General features: G+C 67.4%; 14 protein-coding genes. 7 read left to right on the forward strand and 7 right to left on the reverse strand.

Annotated elements, in window-relative coordinates; all coding sequences use genetic code 11:
* Nucleotides 1–360: 360 nt before the first annotated feature.
* The 5 genes from NS365_RS10935 (at nt 361) to efeO (NS365_RS10955) (ending at nt 6,635) form a co-directional block, all read left to right on the forward strand.
* Nucleotides 361–2,274 (forward strand): putative bifunctional diguanylate cyclase/phosphodiesterase, encoded by a 1,914-nt coding sequence (locus NS365_RS10935; RefSeq protein WP_058600421.1) that lies wholly within the window; start codon nt 361–363, stop codon nt 2,272–2,274.
* Between the two features lie 161 nt (nt 2,275–2,435).
* Nucleotides 2,436–3,290 (forward strand): iron uptake transporter permease EfeU, encoded by an 855-nt coding sequence (gene efeU, locus NS365_RS10940; protein WP_058600324.1) that lies wholly within the window; start codon nt 2,436–2,438, stop codon nt 3,288–3,290.
* Nucleotides 3,287–4,486, forward strand: a complete 1,200-nt coding sequence (gene efeO / locus NS365_RS10945) for an iron uptake system protein EfeO (protein WP_058600325.1) — start codon at nt 3,287–3,289, stop codon at nt 4,484–4,486. The genes efeU and efeO (NS365_RS10945) overlap by 4 nt, the downstream gene beginning before the upstream one ends.
* Complete coding sequence (gene efeB / locus NS365_RS10950) at nt 4,483–5,802, forward strand: iron uptake transporter deferrochelatase/peroxidase subunit (protein ID WP_058600326.1); 1,320 nt, start codon at nt 4,483–4,485, stop codon at nt 5,800–5,802. Before efeO (NS365_RS10945) ends, efeB begins: the two co-directional genes overlap by 4 nt.
* Nucleotides 5,803–5,819: 17 nt before the next feature.
* A complete protein-coding gene (efeO, locus tag NS365_RS10955) occupies nt 5,820–6,635 on the forward strand; it encodes an iron uptake system protein EfeO (protein ID WP_058600327.1) in 816 nt (271 codons plus the stop codon).
* A gap of 123 nt (nt 6,636–6,758) precedes the next feature.
* On the opposite strand, the gene NS365_RS10960 is transcribed toward efeO (NS365_RS10955), so the two are convergent.
* The 7 genes from NS365_RS10960 to tssK form a co-directional block, all read right to left on the reverse strand.
* On the reverse strand, nt 6,759–8,204 hold the full coding sequence (locus NS365_RS10960) for an FAD/NAD(P)-binding protein (RefSeq protein ID WP_058600328.1): 1,446 nt from the start codon (nt 8,202–8,204) through the stop codon (nt 6,759–6,761).
* Entirely contained in the window at nt 8,201–9,376 is a 1,176-nt protein-coding gene (gene ssuD, locus NS365_RS10965) for an FMNH2-dependent alkanesulfonate monooxygenase (protein WP_058600329.1), read from the reverse strand. Before ssuD ends, NS365_RS10960 begins: the two co-directional genes overlap by 4 nt.
* A 195-nt stretch (nt 9,377–9,571) precedes the next feature.
* Nucleotides 9,572–10,117 (reverse strand): flavin reductase family protein, encoded by a 546-nt coding sequence (locus NS365_RS10970; RefSeq protein ID WP_058600330.1) that lies wholly within the window; start codon nt 10,115–10,117, stop codon nt 9,572–9,574.
* A 182-nt stretch (nt 10,118–10,299) separates the two neighbouring features.
* Nucleotides 10,300–13,791: a type VI secretion system membrane subunit TssM gene (gene tssM, locus NS365_RS10975; RefSeq protein WP_058600331.1), complete on the reverse strand. Its 3,492-nt coding sequence runs from the start codon at nt 13,789–13,791 to the stop codon at nt 10,300–10,302.
* On the reverse strand, nt 13,788–15,566 hold the full coding sequence (locus NS365_RS10980) for a type VI secretion protein IcmF/TssM N-terminal domain-containing protein (protein WP_058600332.1): 1,779 nt from the start codon (nt 15,564–15,566) through the stop codon (nt 13,788–13,790). The genes tssM and NS365_RS10980 overlap by 4 nt, the downstream gene beginning before the upstream one ends.
* Nucleotides 15,563–17,128, reverse strand: coding sequence for a type IVB secretion system protein IcmH/DotU (gene icmH, locus NS365_RS25200; RefSeq protein ID WP_058600333.1), 1,566 nt, complete (start codon nt 17,126–17,128; stop codon nt 15,563–15,565). The genes NS365_RS10980 and icmH overlap by 4 nt, the downstream gene beginning before the upstream one ends.
* Nucleotides 17,129–17,131: 3 nt before the next feature.
* On the reverse strand, nt 17,132–17,821 hold the full coding sequence (gene tssK, locus NS365_RS10990; protein ID WP_244498431.1) for a type VI secretion system baseplate subunit TssK: 690 nt from the start codon (nt 17,819–17,821) through the stop codon (nt 17,132–17,134).
* Between tssK and tssG the strand changes: the two genes are divergently transcribed.
* Nucleotides 17,717–18,532, forward strand: a complete 816-nt coding sequence (gene tssG / locus NS365_RS10995; protein ID WP_153003728.1) for a type VI secretion system baseplate subunit TssG — start codon at nt 17,717–17,719, stop codon at nt 18,530–18,532. The two genes, tssK and tssG, sit on opposite strands and share 105 nt — an antisense overlap.
* The gene (locus NS365_RS11000) at nt 18,529–20,064 is read left to right on the forward strand and encodes a class I SAM-dependent methyltransferase (RefSeq protein WP_058600335.1); all 1,536 of its coding nucleotides are present in this window, start codon (nt 18,529–18,531) and stop codon (nt 20,062–20,064) included. Before tssG ends, NS365_RS11000 begins: the two co-directional genes overlap by 4 nt.
* Nucleotides 20,065–20,069 lie beyond the last annotated feature (5 nt).

Genomic DNA, 20,069 nt, shown 5'->3' on the forward strand with positions numbered 1-20,069 from the left:
ACCCAAGACGGCGATGCGGGCGCGATGCTCCCGCGACGGCCCCTTGATCGCTTGTTTCGATCACAGACTAGCGAGTGTCCGGCATCGGGGCAATGCGGGTCGCGCCCGCCGCCACAGCGGCAAACGGTCGGCGATGGTGCCGGCCGGTTTCGCAAACATGTCAGTCCGCTACGGATTTTCCGCTACGTCACCCGTCCGTGAACGGGAAATTCGTGAATCCAAACTAGGGTTGGGGACGCAAGGGAGCGTTGGCGCCCGATGCCGAACGAGGGCGAACCTCGAACGGCTCGGGCTTTGGACGCCAAGTCCGTCGGACCAAGTGGAAGCCAAATGATGGTGTTGAAATCCTTCGGGGATTGGTTGACCCTTCGATCCGTGGACCCGGCTCTCGCTTCGGCCCAGCTGAAGGAGCTTCGGCGGCAAATTCCGCTTCTCTACGCTCTGCTCACCGTGAATGCGCTGATCGTTTCCTACACGCATTACGCTATTGCGCCTGTCTGGATGACCGTCTGGGTGCCGATGGCGCTGGTTTTCGTCTGCATGGTGCGGCTGGCGAGCTGGGTGCGTCCGCATCGACAGGTCATCGATGGGGCCGAAGCGATCCGCGCCCTGCGCCGAACGACGATTTTGGCGTGCCTTCTGGCGATGACCTATATCGCATGGTCGCTGGAACTGGGGCGCTACGGAGATGTCCGGCAGGAGGCCCATGTCGCCATCTTCATCGCCATCACGGTGATCGGCTGCATCTTCTGTTTGATGCATCTTCCGCAGGCGGCCTTGGGCGTCACGGCCATCGTCACGCTGCCTTATCTCATCTTCTACTCATCGGGGAACGATGCGGTTTATACCGCGATCGGCATCAACATCTTTCTCGTCACGGTGGTGCTGATCCGGGTTCTATTGAACAGTTTCGACGGGTTCCGAAAGCTGATCCGAACCCAGGCGGAAACCGAGCGGCTGAACGGCGAAATCACCAAGCTGGCTCATACCGACATGCTGACCGGCCTGCCAAACCGGCGGCTGTTCTTCGCGGAAGCGGACGCGCGTATCGCGCGCTGCCGAAATTCGGACCAGGATCTGGCCGTCGGCGTGATCGATCTCGATCGCTTCAAGGCGGCGAACGACACGTTCGGCCATCTTCTGGGAGACCAGATCCTGGAGGCGGTCGGCCAGCGCCTGCAAAGCGTGTTCGAAACGCATGGGATGGTGGCGCGTCTGGGCGGGGACGAGTTCGCCTTCGTGGTCGAGGGAAGCCCCGAGCACGCGCTTTTCGTCGCCACCCGCGCCTGCGAAAGCCTGTCTCAGCCGTTTCATCTGGGCGACATCATCGTTTCCATCGGCGCGTCCTGCGGGCTGGCCATGATGCGCGATGTGGAGGGCAGTTCTCGCGCCCTCTATGATGGCGCCGACTATGCGCTCTACACCGCCAAGAACCAGCGGCGTGGCTTCGCCATTCTGTATTCGCCCGAGCATGAGCGGCGCATCCGCTCGGAGCGCGCGGTGGAAGCAGCCCTTCAACTGGCCGATCTCGAAGCGGAGATGGAGGTTCATCTCCAGCCCATCGCCTGCATCGCCACCGAATCCCTCAAAGCCGTGGAGGCGCTGGCGCGCTGGACCAGCCCGCATCTGGGGCGGGTCGGACCCGATGTCTTCATTCCATCGGCCGAGCGGGCCGGCATGATCCATCGCCTGACGCTGACGCTTCTGGGCAAAGCCCTCGCCTGCCTTGATCAGCTTCCCCCCGACATCAGGCTGTCCTTCAACCTGTCGGCGCATGACATCACCAATCGCGAAACGGTGCTGAGCATCATGTCGCTCGTGCGGCGCTCCAAGATCGTGCCCTCGCGCCTGATCGTCGAGCTGACCGAAACGGCGGTGCTGCGCGATTTCGAGGCGGCTGAGGCCTCGGTGCGATTGCTGCATTCCCTGGGAATTCAGATCGCGCTCGACGATTTCGGCACGGGCCAGTCGAGCCTGAGCTATCTCCGCCAATTACCGATCGACAAGGTGAAGATCGATCGCAGCTTCATGGCGGGCGCCAAGGACGGAAAGGGACGGGAAATCCTGTCCGCCATCATCGCCTTCTGCGAATCGATGCGGATGCAGTGCGTGGCGGAGGGCGTCGAGACCGTTACGCAACTGCGTTTCCTGAAGGCGGTCGGCTGCAACGACTTCCAGGGCTATCTCTTGGCCAAACCCATGCCGCTCGGCGATTTGCTGGTCTGGATCGAAGACCACAACCAATCGTCCCGCCGGCTGATCCATGGTGGATGAAAGCCCGAGATCGCTCGGGTTGGTCGCATTGCGGACCCCGACAACCGCCGGGCAAACTTGGAACGGTTCCAGAACATAGTTATTGCTGACACTTTCGTGAAGGATTAAGGAGGTCGGGCGGGCTCAGCCCGCGATGTCCTCCAATTCACCGGGTTCCAGCCATGCTCGTCCCGTTTCTCATCATGCTCCGCGAGGGGCTTGAAGCTGCTCTGATCGTCGGAATCGTAGCCGGCTATCTATCTCGAAGCGGTCGCGGCGACTGGATGCCGGCCGTGTGGATCGGAATTTTTCTGGCCGTCGCGCTGGCGCTCTTCACGGGCGCAGGGCTGCAGTTGGCGAGCGCGGAATTCCCGCAACGCACGCAGGAATTGTTCGAGTCCGGCGTCGGCTTCGTCGCCGTCATTATCCTGACATCCATGGTACTCTGGATGCGCCGCGCGGCGCGCTCGCTGAAAGTCGAGCTGCAAGGCTCGATCGACGCGGCCCTGTCGGGTTCGCGCGGCAAGGGTCTGGCGCTGGTCGGGCTCGTCTTCTTCGCCGTGGCGCGCGAAGGCTTGGAGTCGGTGTTCTTCCTCCTGGCGATTTTCCAGCAGAGCCCCGGCGCGTCGGGCCCGCTCGGCGCCTTGCTGGGGCTCTTCGTCTCGGCGCTCTTGGGATACGGCATTTATATCGGCGGCGTCCGACTGGATCTCGGGCGCTTCTTCCGCTGGACGGGCGTTTTCATTCTCTTCGTCGCGGCCGGGCTTCTCGCGGGTGCCTTGCGCCATCTTCATGAAGCCGGGCTCTGGAACCACCTTCAAACCGTCGCCTTCGATCTCAGCCCGGTTTTGCCGACCGATGGGTTGGTGGGAAGCGTCTTGTCCGGTCTGTTCGGCTATATGGCGGACCCGACGATCGGTGAGCTTCTGGCCTATGTCGCCTATCTCGTGGTGACCCTGCCGCTGTTCCTGAAGCCGGCGACGCCCCGGCCCGCCGCCGGGCCGTCGATGCTTCGCCGCGCGGGAAACGTGCGATGAGCGCGCCATCCCCTCGGTCCGCCGGTTCGAACCGCATTCTCAAGTGGGGCGCGGCGGGGTCCGGGCTCCTGATGCTGGCGGGGCTGGGAGCCTTTGCCTATGCCTCGAATGTCGCGGCGGGCCGCGCGTCGGGCGGCGGGGCGATCACCGTCACCTTACGCGACAACCGATGCGAGCCCGGCGAGTTGCGCGTTCCCGAAGGCCGGTCAACCTTTCGCATCGTGAACCAGACGGATCGCGCCGTGGAATGGGAAATTCTCGATGGCGTGATGGTGCTGGAAGAGCGCGAGAATATCGCGCCCGGCCTGTCGCAGACGCTCGGTGCGAAGCTTCGCCCCGGCGAATATGAGATCACCTGCGGCCTCCTCTCCAACCCACGCGGCAAGCTGATCGTCGCGCCCTCGCAGGCGGGTCAGGATGGTGAAGCCGAGCGTCCGGCGCTGACCGCCTTTATCGGTCCGCTTGCGGAATATCAGGTCTATCTGGCGCTCCAGTCCAACAAGCTGGTGCGCGAAGTCGGCGCACTGAACGACGCCATCCAGGCCGGCGATCTCGAAAAGGCGCGCGCGCTCTATGCGCCTGCGCGTGCCCCCTACGACACGCTCACCCCGGTCATGCCTCATCTGTCCGATCTCGCCAACGCGATCGATCCGCTGCCGGCCTATCTCGCCGGGCGTGAGAAGGACCCGGGCTTCACCGGGTTTCACAAGCTGGAGCATGGGCTCTTCGCCGCCCAGAGTCTGGATGGTCTCGCGCCGGTCTCGGTGAAGCTGCTGGCCGATGTCGAGGCGCTGCGCGGCCGGCTGCGCGCTTTGCGGCTTAAGCCGGAGGATATGGGCGATGGGGCCGCGCGCGCCCTGCGTGTGATGGCCGATGCCCTGTCCTCGGGCGGGACCGAGCTTTATGCCGGAACGGATCTGGCCGACATCGAAGCGCGGCTGGCGGGCGTCGCGAAGATCATCGCGCTTCTAAAGCCGGTCGCCGGCGAGGCCGCGCCCGCGCCCCTTGCCGCTGTGGAGGCCAAGCTTGCCGCTGTGGAGGGTCAGCTTTCGGCGCTGCGAAAGCCGGGCGGCGATCCCGCTTTCGACGCTCTGTCGCAGACGCAGAAGATCGCCCTGTCGGACGGGGTCAACGCCCTCGAACAAGCGATGGAAACGCTCAACGAAAAGGTTGGGTTTGGTCAGGATAACGTATGATGGATCGGGAAAAGCCAGTCGAGAACGGGTTCGTCACCAACCGGCGTCGGCTTCTGGCCGGGCTGGCGGGAGGCGCGGCCGCTGCCGCCACGTTCCACCCCGCCCATGCCGCGAGCCAGAGCCGCGACACGCAGGACAATCAGGTCGCGGAAGCGCCGCAGAGCGACACAGCGCGCGAAGCGCAGCCCTTTCACGGTCGACATCAGAGCGGCATCGTCACGCCTCGGCCGGCGGCCGGCATGGTCGTGTCCTTCGACACGGTGGCGCAGAGCCCGGAGGATGTCGAGCGTCTCCTGCGCGGCCTGACGGAGCGGTTTCGCTTTCTGATGGCGGGCGGCCCGGTGCCCGAACTCGACCCCAGGCTGCCCCCGGCCGATTCCGGCATTCTGGGCCCGGTCGTGCCACCCGACAATCTCACCATGACCCTGTCGCTCGGCTCGTCCTTCTTCGATGACCGGCCCTGGCTGACGCCGGCCAAGCCCCGCCGTCTCCAGCGCATGACGCAGTTCAAGAACGACGCGCTGGTGGCCGATCTCTGCCATGGCGACCTCACCGTGCAGATTTGCGCCAACACGCCGGACGCCACGATCCACGCCCTGCGCGATCTCATCAAGACCCTCCCCGACCTGCTTCTGGTGCGCTGGAAGCAGGAGGGCACCGTGCCGATCCTGCCGCCGAGCCCCAAGGGCGTGCATGAAAGCGCGCGAAACTTTCTCGGCTTTCGCGACGGCTCGGCCAATCCGAACTCGCAGGATGGCGACGTGATGAACCGCGTCGTCTGGGTGGGCGAGGACGATGACGAGCCTGAATGGGCGCACGATGGCACCTATCAGGCGGTGCGCATCATCCGCAATTTCGTGGAGCGCTGGGACCGCACGCCGCTGGGCGAGCAGGAGGCGATCTTCGGCCGGCACAAGGCCAGCGGCGCGCCGCTGAGTGGGGGTACGAGCGAGCACGACGTGCCCGACTATGCCAAGGACCCGAAGGGCGAGCTCACCCCGCTCGACGCCCATATCCGCCTCGCCAATCCGCGCACGCCGCAGACGCAGAAGAGCCTGATGCTGCGCCGGCCCTTCAACTATTCGAACGGCGTGACGAAGAACGGGCAGCTCGACCAGGGGCTTCTGTTCATCGCCTATCAGGCCGATCTCGAACGCAGCTTCATCACCGTTCAGTCTCGCCTCGATGGCGAACCCTTGGAAGAATACATCAAGCCGATCGGCGGCGGATATTTCTTCACTCTGCCCGGCGTGCGGGACGAAGCGGACTTCTTGGGCCGCTCGCTGCTCCAGGCGGCGACCCAGCTCAAATCCTAACGGAGACCTTGAAACCGATGACGTCTTTTCTCCTGCGCGGCGTGGCGCTGGCCGCTCTCCTTGCGACTCCCGCTCTTGCCAAAGTCTCGCCGCTCGACATCGTGCAGCCCGTCGCCGACTACAAGATCTACGTGTCGGAGAAGCTGGAGCAGCTGACCAAGGACACGAAGACCTTCACCGACGCGGTGAAGGCGGGCGATCTGGATAAGGCCAAGTCGCTCTTCGCGCCGACGCGCATGAGCTACGAAGCGGTGGAGCCGATCGCCGAGCTCTTCAGCGATCTCGACGCTTCGATCGATTCGCGCGCCGACGACCACGAGAAGCGCGAGCAGGACCCCGGCTTCACCGGCTTCCACCGCATCGAATACGGCCTGTTCGAGAAGAACTCGACCGAGGGTCTCGCGCCCTTCGCGGACAAGCTGATGGCTGACGTCACCGAACTGGACAAGCGCATCGCGGGCCTCGCCCTGCCGCCCGAGAAGGTCGTCGGCGGTGCCGCCGCCCTGATGGAGGAAGTGGCGGCCACCAAGATTTCCGGCGAGGAAGACCGCTACAGCCACACCGACCTCTGGGACTTCAAAGCCAATTTCGACGGCTCGAAGAAGATTTACGATCTGGTTCGCCCCTTGATCGCGAAGGATGATGCCGGTTTCGTCAAAAAGGTCGATGACAGTTTTGCCACGGTCGACACCACGCTCGCCAAATACCGCACGGCGAAGGGCTACGAGACCTATGACAAGCTGACGGACGGCGACCGCAAGATCCTCTCCGCCAATGTCAACGTCCTGGCCGAGGAACTCTCCACCCTGCGCGGCAAGCTCGGGCTGAACTGAGTTCGGGTCCGATCGGATCGCCGGCGCATCTGATGCCGGCGATGCCTCTTGTGCAAAAGGCCTGCCGCAGGGAGCGACAGGCCTTTTGCATCTCGAAGGATCCCTATGCGTTTTTCGCAGCGCTCACGCGCTCCGACGGTGAGACCCGGTTTCGACGTGGGAGCTGGCGGGTTCGCGGCGCGCCAGTCCATGCGCCAGCGTTTCGGAAAGATGTTCCGCATAAGCGGTTACCTGCGGAAGGCCCATCAATTCGCCGAATGTTCCGCGCGCCAGCGGGCCGGCGATGTAAAGGCCCTCCACCGGCTCGCCGTTCGAACCAAGGGCCGATCCATCCGATGCCGTCGCAAGCCCGAGGCCGACGCGGTCGAGGGCAATGAGGCCCGCCTCATGGAGCGAGCGCGCAGGCTCCGCTGCAATGACCGAGCGATGGGCCGGACCCGTCGTGTTGATGATCACGTCGAAGCGCTGGGTTTCGACCTCAACCGAGCGGCGGGGGCGCAGTCTCACGTCAAATCCGTCCGCCACCGCCTCTGCACCTCTGAGCGTCGCCGCGACCCGGCGAAGGCGGCCGCCCCGTTCCAAGCGCTCCAGCGTGGCCTCGACCTCGGGCGCGATGCGGAAGCGATGGACGTCCCAGATCGTCCGCAGATGGCGCACGATGCGAGCCCGCTCGGGCTCCGGCAGCCCTTGCCAAATCACTTGCCCCTGCGAGCGAACGGCGTCGAGAACCCCGTGCCACGACAGGCCCTCGCGCCCCGCCGCCTCGATCTCGCGCCGGATGCGCCTGAGCAGCGACACGGCACTGGTTTCGGGATCAGTGGTGAAGTCGCCGCGCGCTTCGACCGGCGCGGGCGCGTGGCCGCGCGAGCGCAACCCGTTGCGCGACAGCGTGACGATCGATCCGCGATGGCCGAGCCGGTCGAGCGTCGCGACCATATCGGCCGAGGTCAGCCCATTGCCCACAATGAGCACGCGCGCCTTGTCGGGCACAGAGGCCAGCGCCGCGGGATCATAGGGATCGGCGAGGAAGCCTTTCGCGTGCGCCAGACGCGCCAAGGGCAACGGGACGGCCGGCAGGGGATGGGTCGCCGCCAGCGCCACGATATCGGCCGTCAGCTCCACCGTGTCGCTCAGCTGGATGCGGAAGCGGCCCTTCGTTTCTCGCGTGATGCGCTCGGCCCTCGCGCGACAATGCTCGATCCGCCCTGCCCTCACGAGCGGCGTCAACGCTTCATGGACATAGCGGCCGAACAGGCCGCGCTGGGCATAGACATCGCTCGCCGCGCGCTCTCCGTTTTCCAGAAGGCGCGCGCCCTCCAGCCAGCGGGCGAACTGATCCGGCTCGGCCGTGTCGAGGCTCATGCGCCCGGCCGGCACGTTGATGCGGTGGCTGGGCTCCGCGCTGGAATAGGCAAGGCCGGCGCCGAGCCGTTCGCGCGGTTCCACGACGATGATGCGTGCGCCCGCGCTGTCCGGCCGGCGCGCCAGATGGTAAGCGAGCGCCGCGCCGGAAAATCCACCGCCGATGATCGCCACGACCGGCGGGTGCTCGGCTGGACGCCGTGTCACGACTGGCTGGCGAGGCGCGCGACGGGGCGGCGGTCTCCCGCGATCGACTCGCCGAAAGGCCCCGTATTGATGTCGCTGCCCGCGCGTTTCACCGGGTGCGCCAGCGGCAGGTTCGGCAGGACGAGTTCGCCGAAGCGATAGGCTTCCTCCAGATGCGGATAGCCCGACAGAATGAACGTATCGATGCCGAGCCGGCGATACTCGTCGATGCGCTCGGCCACCGTCTCGGGATCGCCCACCAGCGCCGTGCCCGCGCCGCCGCGCACCAGCCCGACGCCGGCCCAGAGATTGGGGCTGACCTCCAGCTTGTCCCGCCGCCCGCCATGCAACTGACTCATGCGGGACTGGCCGACCGAATCCATGCGCGCGAAGACCTTCTGCGCCTCGGAGATCGTGTGGTCGTCGAGACGGCTGATCAGCTCGTCCGCGGCGGCCCAGGCCTTTTCGTTGGTTTCGCGCACGATCACATGAAGGCGGATGCCGAAGGAGACCTGACGCCCACGCGCCTGCGCCAGAGCGCGCACCGTGTCCAGCTTCTCGGCGACGAGCGCGGGCGGCTCGCCCCAGGTGAGATATTTGTCGATCTCGCCTGCCGCGACCTCGTTGGCCGCTTCCGACGAGCCACCGAAATAAAGCGGCGGATAGGGCGACTGAACGGGCGGGAAGAGAAGGCGGCCATCCTCGATGGTGAAGTGCTTGCCGCTGTGCTCCACCGTCTCGCCCGACAGGACGCGCTTGTAAATCTGCAGGAACTCGCGCGTCACCTCGTAGCGCTCGGCATGGGACAGGAAGATCCCGTCGCCCTTGTTCTCTTGGGGATCGCCACCGGTCACCACGTTGATCAGCAGGCGACCGTTGGAGATGCGATCGAGCGTCGCGGTCATGCGCGCGGCGAGCGTCGGTGATTGCAGGCCAGGGCGCACCGCCACGAGAAAGCGGAGCTTCTCGGTGAGCGGAGCCAGCGCGGAGGCCACCACCCAACTATCCTCGCAGGAGCGCCCGGTCGGCAGGAGAACCCCGTAATAGCCGAGCTGGTCGGCGGCCTGCGCCACTTGGCGCAGATACGGCAGATCGACGGCGCGCCCGCCCTCGCTGGTGCCGAGATAGCGGCTGTCACCATGGGTCGGCAGGAACCAGAGGACGTTGATCTTGTCGGGCGTATCGAAGGACATGAAGGGGGTCCTGAAAGGAAGCGGGGACTGCGGGCGCGAAAGGGCTGGCGGTCGATATCAGGCACTTGCCGGGAGCAGCACTCACCCGTCTCCGTCGCATAGCGTCGAAGGCCCCAGTGAGCGATAGGCAGGTTTGGAGCGCCGACACGAGGGTCCCTCGCGGGAGATGAGGGTCGAGCGAGTGCTCAGGCCCTGCTAATCGCCATGATGCACGCGGCCATAGCGGCCATGGCTATAGACCAGCGGCTGGCCGCCGGACACGATGACGCTGCGCACCGCGCCGAGAATCAGCGCGTGGCTATGGCGCTCGATGATCTCGTCCACCTCGCAATCCACCGACGCCAGCGCGCCCGCCAAGACGCCCGCGCCGGTTTCCAGTGTGGACCATTGCGCTCCGAGATAGCGATCGGCCCCCTTTACGCCGCCGCGCCCGGCAAAGCGATCGGCGATTTCCTGCTGATCGTCGGCCAGAATGTTGACGCAGAAATGGCCGAAGCGGCGGATCACCGGCCAGGTCGAGGAGGAGAGGTTGATCGAGACGACCATGGTCTCGGGCTCGACCGAAAGCGAATGGGCGCTGGTGACGGTCGCGCCCGTGCGCTCGTCCCCGGTGCCAGCCGTCACCACGGACACGGCGCCAGCCAGATGGCGCATGGCGTCTTTCAGCTGCGGTCCGTTGGCCGGCAGCGAGGCGAGCGGAGCCGGCACATGAAGGCGGGTCGGCAGGGAGGTCAGAGACATGGCGGCATCCTGATTGTGAACCATGCGGATGACGACAGATTAGACCGAGCCGGCTGACCTGTGGGACAAATAATATACCAAAGTAATGGATTATATGGAACGATCCCATCGTCTGAGCGGCGCTCCGTAGCATCCTGACGCTGACGGGCCGCCCTGGCTCGGCCCCTCTTCATGGTGAGCGCTCACAGTTTGGGGCAGCGGAAGTTCTCCATCAGCTTCAGCTCGAACGGGCTGCGCGTGCTGGATGGGGTGAGCTTCACCATGAAGGCGCGCCCCCCGAGCGAAAAGGTGACAAGCTGGGCGTTACCTTCCACCACGCGGTGTGAGTCCGCTTGATCCATCAGGCGGAACAGTGCCCAAGGCCCCTCCCCCATCTTCATCGCGCCCGGCCCGTCGATCTCCGGCGTCATGGTCAAAAGTGCCGGAGCGTTGGGCGTGGCGGGCGGCCAGGATGCGCTCATAGGCACGGAGGGCCCATGGGCGTAACGCAGCGTTTGCCCGCCAAGGTCGAGGCGAACCGTCTCCGCCTTCGGATCGAGCTTGAGGGGGAGCAGCGTGAAGCGCGCCGCCGGCCCGTCACCACCCGGAAAGAACGCCTGCGTGATGGCGTCGGCGCGTTCGAAGCCGGCGAGGGCGGCGTCGTTGATCCTGAGATCCTGCGGACGGCCGGGACGCCAGACCCAAGGCCGAGCGCTCGTGTCGATCAGCGGCTTCAGATAGGTTTCGCGGAAAGCCGCGATCTGCCCTTGCGGCCCGAACATGGCCTTGAAGTCGTCGAAGGGCGTGTCGTCCCCAGCTCTCGCCTTGAAGGGAAAGCGGTTCGCGGTCGCCGCCTCGCAGGCCGGCAGGACGGTCGTGTTCCAGACTTCGCGCAGCCGCTTGCCCGACGCGCCCCGGATCAGGTCCATCGCCGCGCCTTCGAGCCGCCGGAAGAAGGGTTGGAGCGAGGCCGGCAAGGCAGCGATGAGATTGTCGATTTCGGCCGCGACCGTCTCTGGCTGGACGCCGAGCTCCAGCACGTTGCCGCCCTTGGCGACATGGTTGATCTGGCGATAGAGCGGCTCGAAAGCGGCGATGACGCCCGCCACCTGCGATGTCCCGCCCTGCGGCGCGGCCATGGCGCGGCGCAGGGGCGCGAAGGCGGCCGTGATCGCCTGACCGGGATCGCTGGGCGCCGGCAGACCGAGAGCGTCGGCGGCCGGCGCGACGGCCGCCGCCAGCGCGCCCGCGACCGCCGCTTGGGCCGGTGGCGGCGAGAAGTCGGTTTCGTGCGCGATGGCCGACAGAAGATCGGCGATCGGCGAGGGCGGCGTGATCAGAAGCGAGAGGAGGCGTGTGCCCTCGGTCGGCGTCGTCATGGGGCGCGTGGTGAGGTCCGAGAGAAGCCCGTCCCAGAGCCCGATCGCTTCCGAAGCATAAAGGCCGAGCGTGCCCTCCAGAATGTCGCGTGCCTTCGTCCCCTCGCTCGACCCGAGCACCCAGGCGTCGCGCTCGATGTCGCCGGCCGCCCCGCGCAGAGCGGGAAGCGAGACGGTTCGGAAGGCGCTGGCCGTGAAGAAGCCGGGAAGCTCGTCCCAAAGCGAGCCGCCATTGAGGCGCGCCAGAACGAGCGAGCCGGACGCGCCGGCGTGATCGCTCGGCCGCCAGGGCGGAAGCGACGCGACATCTGGCTGCGCGCGGGCGAGATCCAGCGCGAGTTGCGCCAGCGTGTAAGCGGCGATGCGCTGGCGCGTGGCCGCCACCAGCGCGGGGTCGGCCGGGCGCGGGGTGATGGCGTGGTGGCCGAGGGCCGCGACATGGCTCGCAAAGGCAGCCCGATCCGTCTCGGCGCCGTTCACGAGCCAAAGCCGGGCGAGCCGGTCGCCGAGCGCGGCCAAGTCGATCGAGGACAAGGGCCGCTCGCCGGTGAGCGCCAGATAGAGTTTCAGCGTGTGATAGAGATCGGCCGCGCCGGTCGTCTCGCTGTCCAGCGTCGCCTGGAGGCCGGCCATGAGATAGGGCACGAAGAGGCGGTCGAGGCCTGCGCCATAGGCCGCCTGTGCGTCCGCTTCCAGCTGGGGGATCGCCGCATTCGCTTCGGCCTTGGTGCCAGGCTCGCGCCCGGCCAGCGCGCTGAGGCCGTTGAGGCTCGGCAGGATGTCGGTGAACGGCGGCAGATCCGGCCCGAAACGCTGGGCGGCCAAGCGGCCCTCGATCGCACCCGCCTCGCGCGCCATGCCGCTGGCATAGGCGGAGGCCTCGCTCTGGCGCGCGATGAGATGGACCGCAAGACCCAGCGCGGCGACGATCAGAAGCGCGGCGGCCACCGCCTGCCAACGCTGCGTGATGCGTCGTGTGGTCGTGGACAGACCGCCGCGTACCGCTTCGCCGGGCGCGAGCGTGCTCAAAAGCTCGCGCAGGAAAAAGGGGCGCGAACGCGCCGGACCCATTTCGCCGCGTCGCGGCAGGCCGGAGGGCACGGCGAAGCCCTCGCTGGCCCCCAAACCGATCAGATCGATCGCCGCCCCATCCTGCCGGGCCGACGCGAAGAAGACGCCGCGTAGGAAGGGAGGCCGGTCGAAGCGATGGGGCACGGCCAGAATTTGCACGAAGGGCGCGGCGAGTTCGCCGAGCGCCGCGAACTGTTCGGGAAATTCATAGACCAGCGCGCGGCGTCTTGCGTCCGGCTCTTCCTGCAAACGCGGCAAGCGCCACTCGGCGGCGCGGCGCGCGAGGTCGGCAAAGCCGGCGCGAAACCGCTCGGCCGGCGCGAACTCGCGCTCGTCCTCGGACTCCAAGAACGGCAGGCCCCAAGGCGCATCGCGCTCGCTGCGGTCGGTGGATTCAAAGAAGGCGGAGAAGCCGAGGAGCCGGTCCAGCTTGGAGAAGACGAGATAGATCGGGGGCCGCGCGCGAAAGCGCTCGCCGGCTTCATCGAGCCGCCGACGCAGGAGCTTGGCGAGTGCCCGCCTTCCCTCCTCGCCAATCTCCGAGAAGTCGGCGGCATCCACCACGAGGACGATGCCGCAGGCCGGTTGGCGGCGGCGCAGCCGGCGCATGAGATCGAGCACGCGCAGCCATATCTGACCGTCAGCGTCCCCTTGCGCGCCGGGGGCGATCAGACGGCCCGACAGGTCGAGATAGATGGCGTTCTCGGCAAAGAGGAAATCGACGTCGTCGGTCGGCCCGCCCGCGCCCTGCGGCGGGCCGAAGGGTAGGTTGAGATCGGCATTCAGCATCAGGCTGGTCTTGCCCGAGCCTTCCGGTCCGAGCACGAGATACCAGGGCAGGCGATAGACACGGCGTGCGATCCGGCCATGGCCGTGGTCGCGCCCCAGCCGCGCCAGGGTCTCGTCGGCCTTGCGGCGCACCAGAGCGAAGCGACGCTCGACCTCGGAGCGATGCGCTTCGCCCTTGGCCGCGCCTTCCGCTTCCTGCATCCGCAGCGAGGACACGAGACGTTCGTCCGCGCCGGATTTGCGCCATCCCAGGATCGCGGCCGTGATGCCCCAGGCCAGCACCAGAGCCAGAAGCAGGGCGAGGCGGGGCGTGCTGCCTTCCAGCGGGCTGATTTCGCCGAAGGCCAGAAGCGGCGCGACGAACCAGATGGCAAGCGCCAGAAGCAGGGCCGCCAGCGTGATCCAGGTCAGCGGATGCGCCAGGAGACGCCGGAAGCGCGAGCGCGAGCCCGTCATGGCTGGCTGTCCTTCCAGGCGATGATGCGCCGCGCCGTGTCGAGATAGACCGGATCGGGGCGTGGCGGCGTGAGCGCCACGGCCAGCCGCGCCTCGACAAGGAAGGCGGCGCGCTGACCTTCATCGGGCAGCGAGGCGGCGGTGTCTTCCAGCCAACTCGCCAACGCCGCGCCGTGATCGGCGGCTTCGGGCGAGGCGGCGGCCAGACGAAGCGTGAGCGCATCGGTGGAGGCGTCGAGGTCGGTGAGATCAGCGGCCAGCGTGGCGGCGAGATGCGGCGCGAGCGCATGGCGCAGGGCGCGCTCATGCGCTGCCCGCGCGGCATCCTTGGGATCGGCCGATGGGAAGGGGCGGAACAGCCAGCCCTGAACGTCGCCGGTGCCCAGCCGATCGAGCCGGTCCGCCGCAGCCGCAATCGGGCCGAGCGCGGCATCGCGCGATGCGAGAGCCTGCGCGTCGATCGGGGCCGCCTGCGCTTCCACACGCTCCAGACGCGCGTCCGCCTTCTGATAGGCCTGCACCAGTCCGACCGCGCCAAGCAAGGAGACGATGAGCGAGACAGCGAGAACGAGAAACCCGAAAGCGGGGCGGCGGAACCAGGGCGGGCGAACCATGCCGACGAGGCCGGCTTCGCGGATCACGGCGTCGCGCAGCATCCCGGCGACGAAGAACCCGTGCTCGGCATCGCCCATGTCGATGTCCGGCAAGGTTCCGCTGCGCGGCATGGCGTAGCGCGCGGCCAGCTCGGGCAGAAGCGCGTCGATCGTCAGCGGGTCCTGCCGGGAACTCGTGAGATAGACGCCGCGCAGGAACGCGCCCTTGCGCCGGCGCACGTCGGAAGGGAGGATCGGCCGGAGCACCGTGTCCACGATCGGGTCCATCGCCGCGACCTGCGCCCCGAAGCCGATGAGCCGCCCGCCGCGCAGGGGATCGTCCACCCGCGCCAAGGCGTCCATCAGGCGGCTACGGGTGGATTCCACGAGGCTGCGAATGCCCGCATGAAAGGCCTCCACGACCTCGGCGCTCTTGGCGCCATCGCGCAGAGACAGCGGAAAGGCGAAACCCCAGGGCTGGTGGCGCTCGCCGGGCTCCAGCGTGTCGAAGCCTTCGGCGAAGCCGGGGGCGAGATCGATCTTGGTGAGAACCACATAGACCGGCGGGCGGGCGCGAAGCCGGGTGTCGAGCGCGGAGAGGCTGGCGGCGAGTTCGTCCGCGATCTCGCGGCGCTCCAGCGCGTCGGCAAGGGTCAGGTCGGCCGGGCTGACGGTGAGGATCACGCCGTTCAACGGGCAAGCGGGGCGAAAGCGCAGGAGCGCCGCCGCCAGGCGCTCGACCGCCGCTCGCTCGCTTGCCACTTCCACGAAGATTGCTTCCGAGCCGAGCCACCAGAAGGCTCCGTCCGCTTCCACCGGCGCGTCGAGATCGAGCCCCGAGCGTTCCAGAAGCTCCGACTTGCCCATGCCGCGCGGCCCGACCACGACGAAGAGCGGCAGGCGATAGCGCTGGTGCGGGCCGGCGAGCCGACGCGCCGCCAGGGCCGAGCGCCAATCGGTGCTCTCGCCTTCGGGCTGCGGGTCGAGAGAGGGCGTGCGCTCGCCCGCGCCCGCGCGATGCCCGAGCGCCAAAAGGAGAATGGCCCAAAGGATGAGCGGTGTCGCCGACAGGACGAGGCGCACATCCTCGGTGCCGACAGGCGCAAGTCGCCAGACCAGAAGGCCAGCCCCCAGCGCCAGAACGAGCCCGAGACACCAGGCCGCGAGAAGACGTCCTCTCACGGGCTGCTGTCCTTGGCCGGAATGCGGAACTCGACGCGGCGATTGCGGGCGCGCCCCTCAAGCGTCGCGTTGGAGGCGATGGGGGCGCTGTCGCCTTTGCCCACGAAGGACACGCGCGCCGGATCGCTCAGGAACCGCTGTAACATGGCGGCGGCCGACGCCGCTCGCTCGCGCGACAGCGTTTCGTTGTTGCGCGTCGGCGAGGCGTTGGCGATCGGCACATTGTCCGTGTGGCCGACGACGCTGATCGGGCCGGGCTCGGGGTTCAGCGCGGCCGCGATCCGGCGCAGCATCGGCGCTTCCGTCTCGGCCAGCGTGGTGCCGCCCGTCGGGAAGGAGGCGCGCAGGAGGCGCACGGCGATGTCGCCGCTATCGGGCACCACTTCGACCTCGCCGCTGGCGATTTCCGGCGCGAGCGCCGTGCGGATGCGCTGGAGCTGCGTTGACGCAGGCGCGACCTGCGGCACGAAGGGCTCGGGAACGGCCGGCACAGCGGGCGCGGCGACGAACACGGGCATGGCCGGGGCGAGCGCCGCGATCCGCTCGGCCGCCGCGTCCACCCGCGCGGACAGGAGAAAGCCGAGCACGAGATAAAGGAGCGCGAGGGCGGCCAGCACCGAGGCGGACAGAACCCAGAACCAGATCATCCGGGCGGGCGGGCGATAGGGCGCGTCGACGCTCGCAAAGCTGGCCGACAAGCGACGTTCATGCGGGCCGCGCAGGCGGCGAATGGTGCGGTAGAGATCGGCCCGCAGCCGCGCCAGATGAAGCGGGCCGCCCTCACCCACGCGATATTTGCCGACGAAGCCGATCGACAGGCAGAGCGCCATCAGCTCCAGCGCATCGAGAGTCTCTTCCGGCTGCGCATAAAGCTGGCCGAGAAGATCGAAGAAACGCTCGCCGCCCCAGGTCTCTTGATAGAAGGTGCTGACCAGCCCCTTGGACGGCCAGTCTGACTGCCCGCCCCAGAGCGTGTTCAGAACGATGTCGTCGATCGTGGCGCAGAGCGCATAGCGCGCCACGCGCGCCAGACGCGGCGCGACGCCCCGCGCCATGGCGTTGGACTCGAACCGCGCGACATCCTCCATCACGCGCGTGCGGAACTGCGCGATGTCATCCACCGGCAGGCTTTCGTTCAAGCGCGCGGCGAGCCAGAGAAGCGGCGAGGCGACGGCCACCAGCGGATTGAGCGCGGCGAGTTCGAAGGCCTGTTCGACGCTGGAGTCGGGGCCGAGGCGGATTGGGTTGGCGAGCGGGCCGAAATCATAGCCCGCGCCCGTTGGCGGCGCGCCGAACGGAGCGGAAGCCGAGCCGAAGCCGAAATCCAGCGGATCGCGCGCAGGTCCCGAAAATCCGAACGGATCGTCTCTCGGCGGGGCTCCGAAACCGGACGGGCCAGCGTTGGGCGCCCCCCAAGCCGGCGGCGCGCCGAAGGCGGCCGGGCGGGGCTGCGCGGGATAGGGCGCGCCTGTTCCGAGCGGGCGACGGATGGTGGCGTCCGGGTCCGTCGCGCCGGCCGCGAACGGGTTCGGGTCGAACGGGTTGGGCGGTCTCGTGGACACGGCTCAGTCCTTCACCGCCCAGAGTTCCAGCTCCAAGCCCGGAAAATCGCCGCCCACATGCAGCGCCATGCCGCTCGACGTCGCGAACTGCCGCCAGAGCGGTGAGGACCGGTCGAGTTCGCAATAAGCCTTGCCCGTGTGATAGGGGATCTGCCGGGGCGCGACGGGCAAGCCGCGCAGCGGCACGCCGGCCAGCGCCGTGTTCACGAGATCGCGGATCTGCTCCACGGGGCCGATCTTCACCTGACCCACGAGCCCGCGCATCAGCACCTCTGCCGGCATATTGGCTTTTGCGGCGAGGAAGAACGAGTAGCGCACGAACATCGACCGCTCGGGCACCTCGGCGACGCGGATGCCATAGCGATGCTCGGTCAGCGGGATCGCGACGGCCCCCTGGTCAAGAACAGTGGAGAGCGCCTGACGCACGGCCATGACCACGGGTGCGAAGGTCAGCTGGAGCTGATCATGCCGATAGGCCGGGAGAGAGCGGGGGCGCCGCTCCGCGCTGGTGAAGGTCGAGAGTTCGCCCGCGAGCGATGCGATCGCCATGAAAACCGTTTCAGGATGGACGGTCGAGGCGCCGGCCAGATGTTCGAGGACGGGCTGCCAGCGATTGATGACCTGAAGCATCAGCGTGTCGGTCATGTCGGACAGCGTTCCCGTGCCGCCGCCCGCCAGAAGCCGGCCGGCGATGGCCTCGCCGCGCTCCTGTTCGAGGCCTTCGCCAAATATCGCCCGGTGATCGAGGCCGAGCGCCGGCCGCTGACGGGGCGGGCGACATCGGACGAATTGATGCGCTCCGTGCTCGGGCTGGCGCAGCGCTCGCTCGCCGAACGGATGCAGGTGCCCGACAGCGTCGCGCTGCACCATGCAGGGCTGCTCGGCCCCAGAACCCGCTCGGCCCATGCGGTCGAGAAGGTCCTGTCCAGCGCCTTCGGCCAGCCGATCCGCGTCGAGCAATTCGTCGGCGAATGGCTGCCCATCGCGGAGACCGAGCGTACGCGGCTGGGGCGGCCGGGCTTCGGGGGCGGCGCGTTTTCGAGCCTCGGGCGCGATGCCGTGGTCGGGCGCAAGAGCTGGAGCGTGCAAGGGCGCGTACGCCTTCTCGTCGGCCCGCTGGATCACGCGGCTTTCGACAGTTTCCTGCCCGGCGGCTGGCGGCAGAAGCAATTGGCCGATCTTGCCGCCTTTTCGCTGGGGCCGGATCTCTCCTTCGTTCAACGCCTGACGCTGAAGGCGAAGGCCGTGCCGCCCTTGCGTCTCGGGGGGCCGGCCCAAGCGCTCGGTGCCAGCCGTCTGGGCTGGAACACCTGGATCGGCACGGCCGGTCCGCGAAAGGATGTGGGCGTCGTCGATCTCGCGCCCGCCTCCGCTCTTCTGTCTCCATCAAAAGGTTCGCCATGAGCGACTGGGCTTCCGGCTATGTGGCCGATATCGACTATGTTCCCGGCTTCTATCCCGAGCAGATGCCGGCGCATCTCGATCTCGTTTGCCTGATCAAGGGCGTCTATCCCCCGCGCCGCGACGGCGAGCGCTTCACCTATTGCGAGCTGGGCTGCGGCCTCGGTGAAACGGCGCTGACGCTGGCCGCCTGCCATCCCGAAGCGGACATCCACGCTTTCGACTTCAACCCCGGCCATATCGCCTATGCCCGCGAGGCGGCGCGGCGCGCCGGCCTTCTCAATGTTCACTTCGAAGAGCGCTCCTTCGCCGATCTGGCGGCGCTCGACCAGGACGACCTGCCCGCCTTCGACTATGTGACGCTGCACGGCATCTGGACCTGGATCGCGCGCGAGCACCAGCTGGAGATCGTCACGATCCTGTCGCGCTTCGTGCGGCCGGGCGGCGTGGTGGCCGTGACCTATAACGCCCAGCCCGGCTGGAGCCGCCAGATGCCGCTCCAGCGTCTGCTTCTGGACTATGCCGCAACGCGCGAAGGGCGCAGCGACGCGCTGGTGAACGAGGGGCTGGATTTTGCGCAGGCTCTTCACGACGCGGGTTCGCTGGGTCTGGATGCGGACTTCATGAAGGTGACTCAAGCCAAGCGCGAGCGCAGCTCGACCTATCTCGCGCATGAATATCTGAACGGCTCCTGGAAGCCGGTGTATCACGTCGATCTCGTGGCCGACCTTTCGCGCGCCAAGCTCGGCTATGTCGGCAGCGCGACGCTTCTCGAGAACTTCCCGCCGCTGTTCCTGTCCGAGGAGCAGCGCCGGCTCGTGGCCGCCGTGCCGCCCTCCATGCGCGAAACGGTGAAGGACCATTTCAACCCGCGCATTTTCCGGCGCGACGTCTTCGTTCGCGGGCCTCGCACGATCACGCCGCTGACCAAGGCGCGGCTGCTGGATCAAACGCGGGTGACGCTGGCGGCTTCCGAGCCGCAGCTTCAGCCCAAGCTCACGTTGCCAAGCGGTGAGGTCGAGTTCAAGTCGCCCTTCTATGCCTTCATGGCGGAGGCTCTGGTCCGGGGCGATGCCACGCTTGGAGAACTGCGTGCGCTCCCCGATGCGCCGCCCGCTCCGTCCAGCGAGGAGTTGCTGGCCGTCGGGATCGAGACGAAAAACGCCGTCCCGGTCGATGCCGATCTGAGCGAAGAGCGGCGCGCCGTCGTGCGGGATGCCAACCTCGCCTTCGCGCGTCATGCGATCGAAATGGGGCGGCCGTCCATGACGCTGGCCGCCGCCGCGATCCAGAGCGGGGTCCAGATTCCGCTCCTGTCCATGCTGGTGTTCGAGGCGCTGGCCACCGGAACACCGGCCGAGCCAGAGGCGGTGGCCCGTCGCTGCGCGGAGCTGCTTCTGTCGCGCGGTGAACATCTGCGCCGCGAAGGCGAGATTATCGACGATCCGGATGAAATCCTCAACCTGATGCGGCAGAAGACGGGGGCGATCCTGGCCGACGAGCTGCCGGTCTGGCGGCGGATCGGTGCCTTCTGAAGCGT

This window comes from Aureimonas ureilytica, from assembly GCF_001475935.1.
In the GTDB taxonomy this organism is placed as follows: domain Bacteria; phylum Pseudomonadota; class Alphaproteobacteria; order Rhizobiales; family Rhizobiaceae; genus Aureimonas; species Aureimonas ureilytica_A.

Coding starts and splice junctions, on each gene's coding strand:
- efeU (WP_058600324.1), top strand. CDS start 2,436: ATGCTCGTCCCGTTTCTCATCATGCTCCGCGAGGGGCTTGAAGCTGCT.
- efeO (WP_058600325.1), top strand. CDS start 3,287: ATGAGCGCGCCATCCCCTCGGTCCGCCGGTTCGAACCGCATTCTCAAG.
- efeB (WP_058600326.1), top strand. CDS start 4,483: ATGATGGATCGGGAAAAGCCAGTCGAGAACGGGTTCGTCACCAACCGG.
- efeO (WP_058600327.1), top strand. CDS start 5,820: ATGACGTCTTTTCTCCTGCGCGGCGTGGCGCTGGCCGCTCTCCTTGCG.
- ssuD (WP_058600329.1), bottom strand. CDS start 9,376: ATGTCCTTCGATACGCCCGACAAGATCAACGTCCTCTGGTTCCTGCCG.
- NS365_RS10970 (WP_058600330.1), bottom strand. CDS start 10,117: ATGTCTCTGACCTCCCTGCCGACCCGCCTTCATGTGCCGGCTCCGCTC.
- tssM (WP_058600331.1), bottom strand. CDS start 13,791: ATGACGGGCTCGCGCTCGCGCTTCCGGCGTCTCCTGGCGCATCCGCTG.
- tssG (WP_153003728.1), top strand. CDS start 17,717: ATGTTCGAGGACGGGCTGCCAGCGATTGATGACCTGAAGCATCAGCGT.
- NS365_RS11000 (WP_058600335.1), top strand. CDS start 18,529: ATGAGCGACTGGGCTTCCGGCTATGTGGCCGATATCGACTATGTTCCC.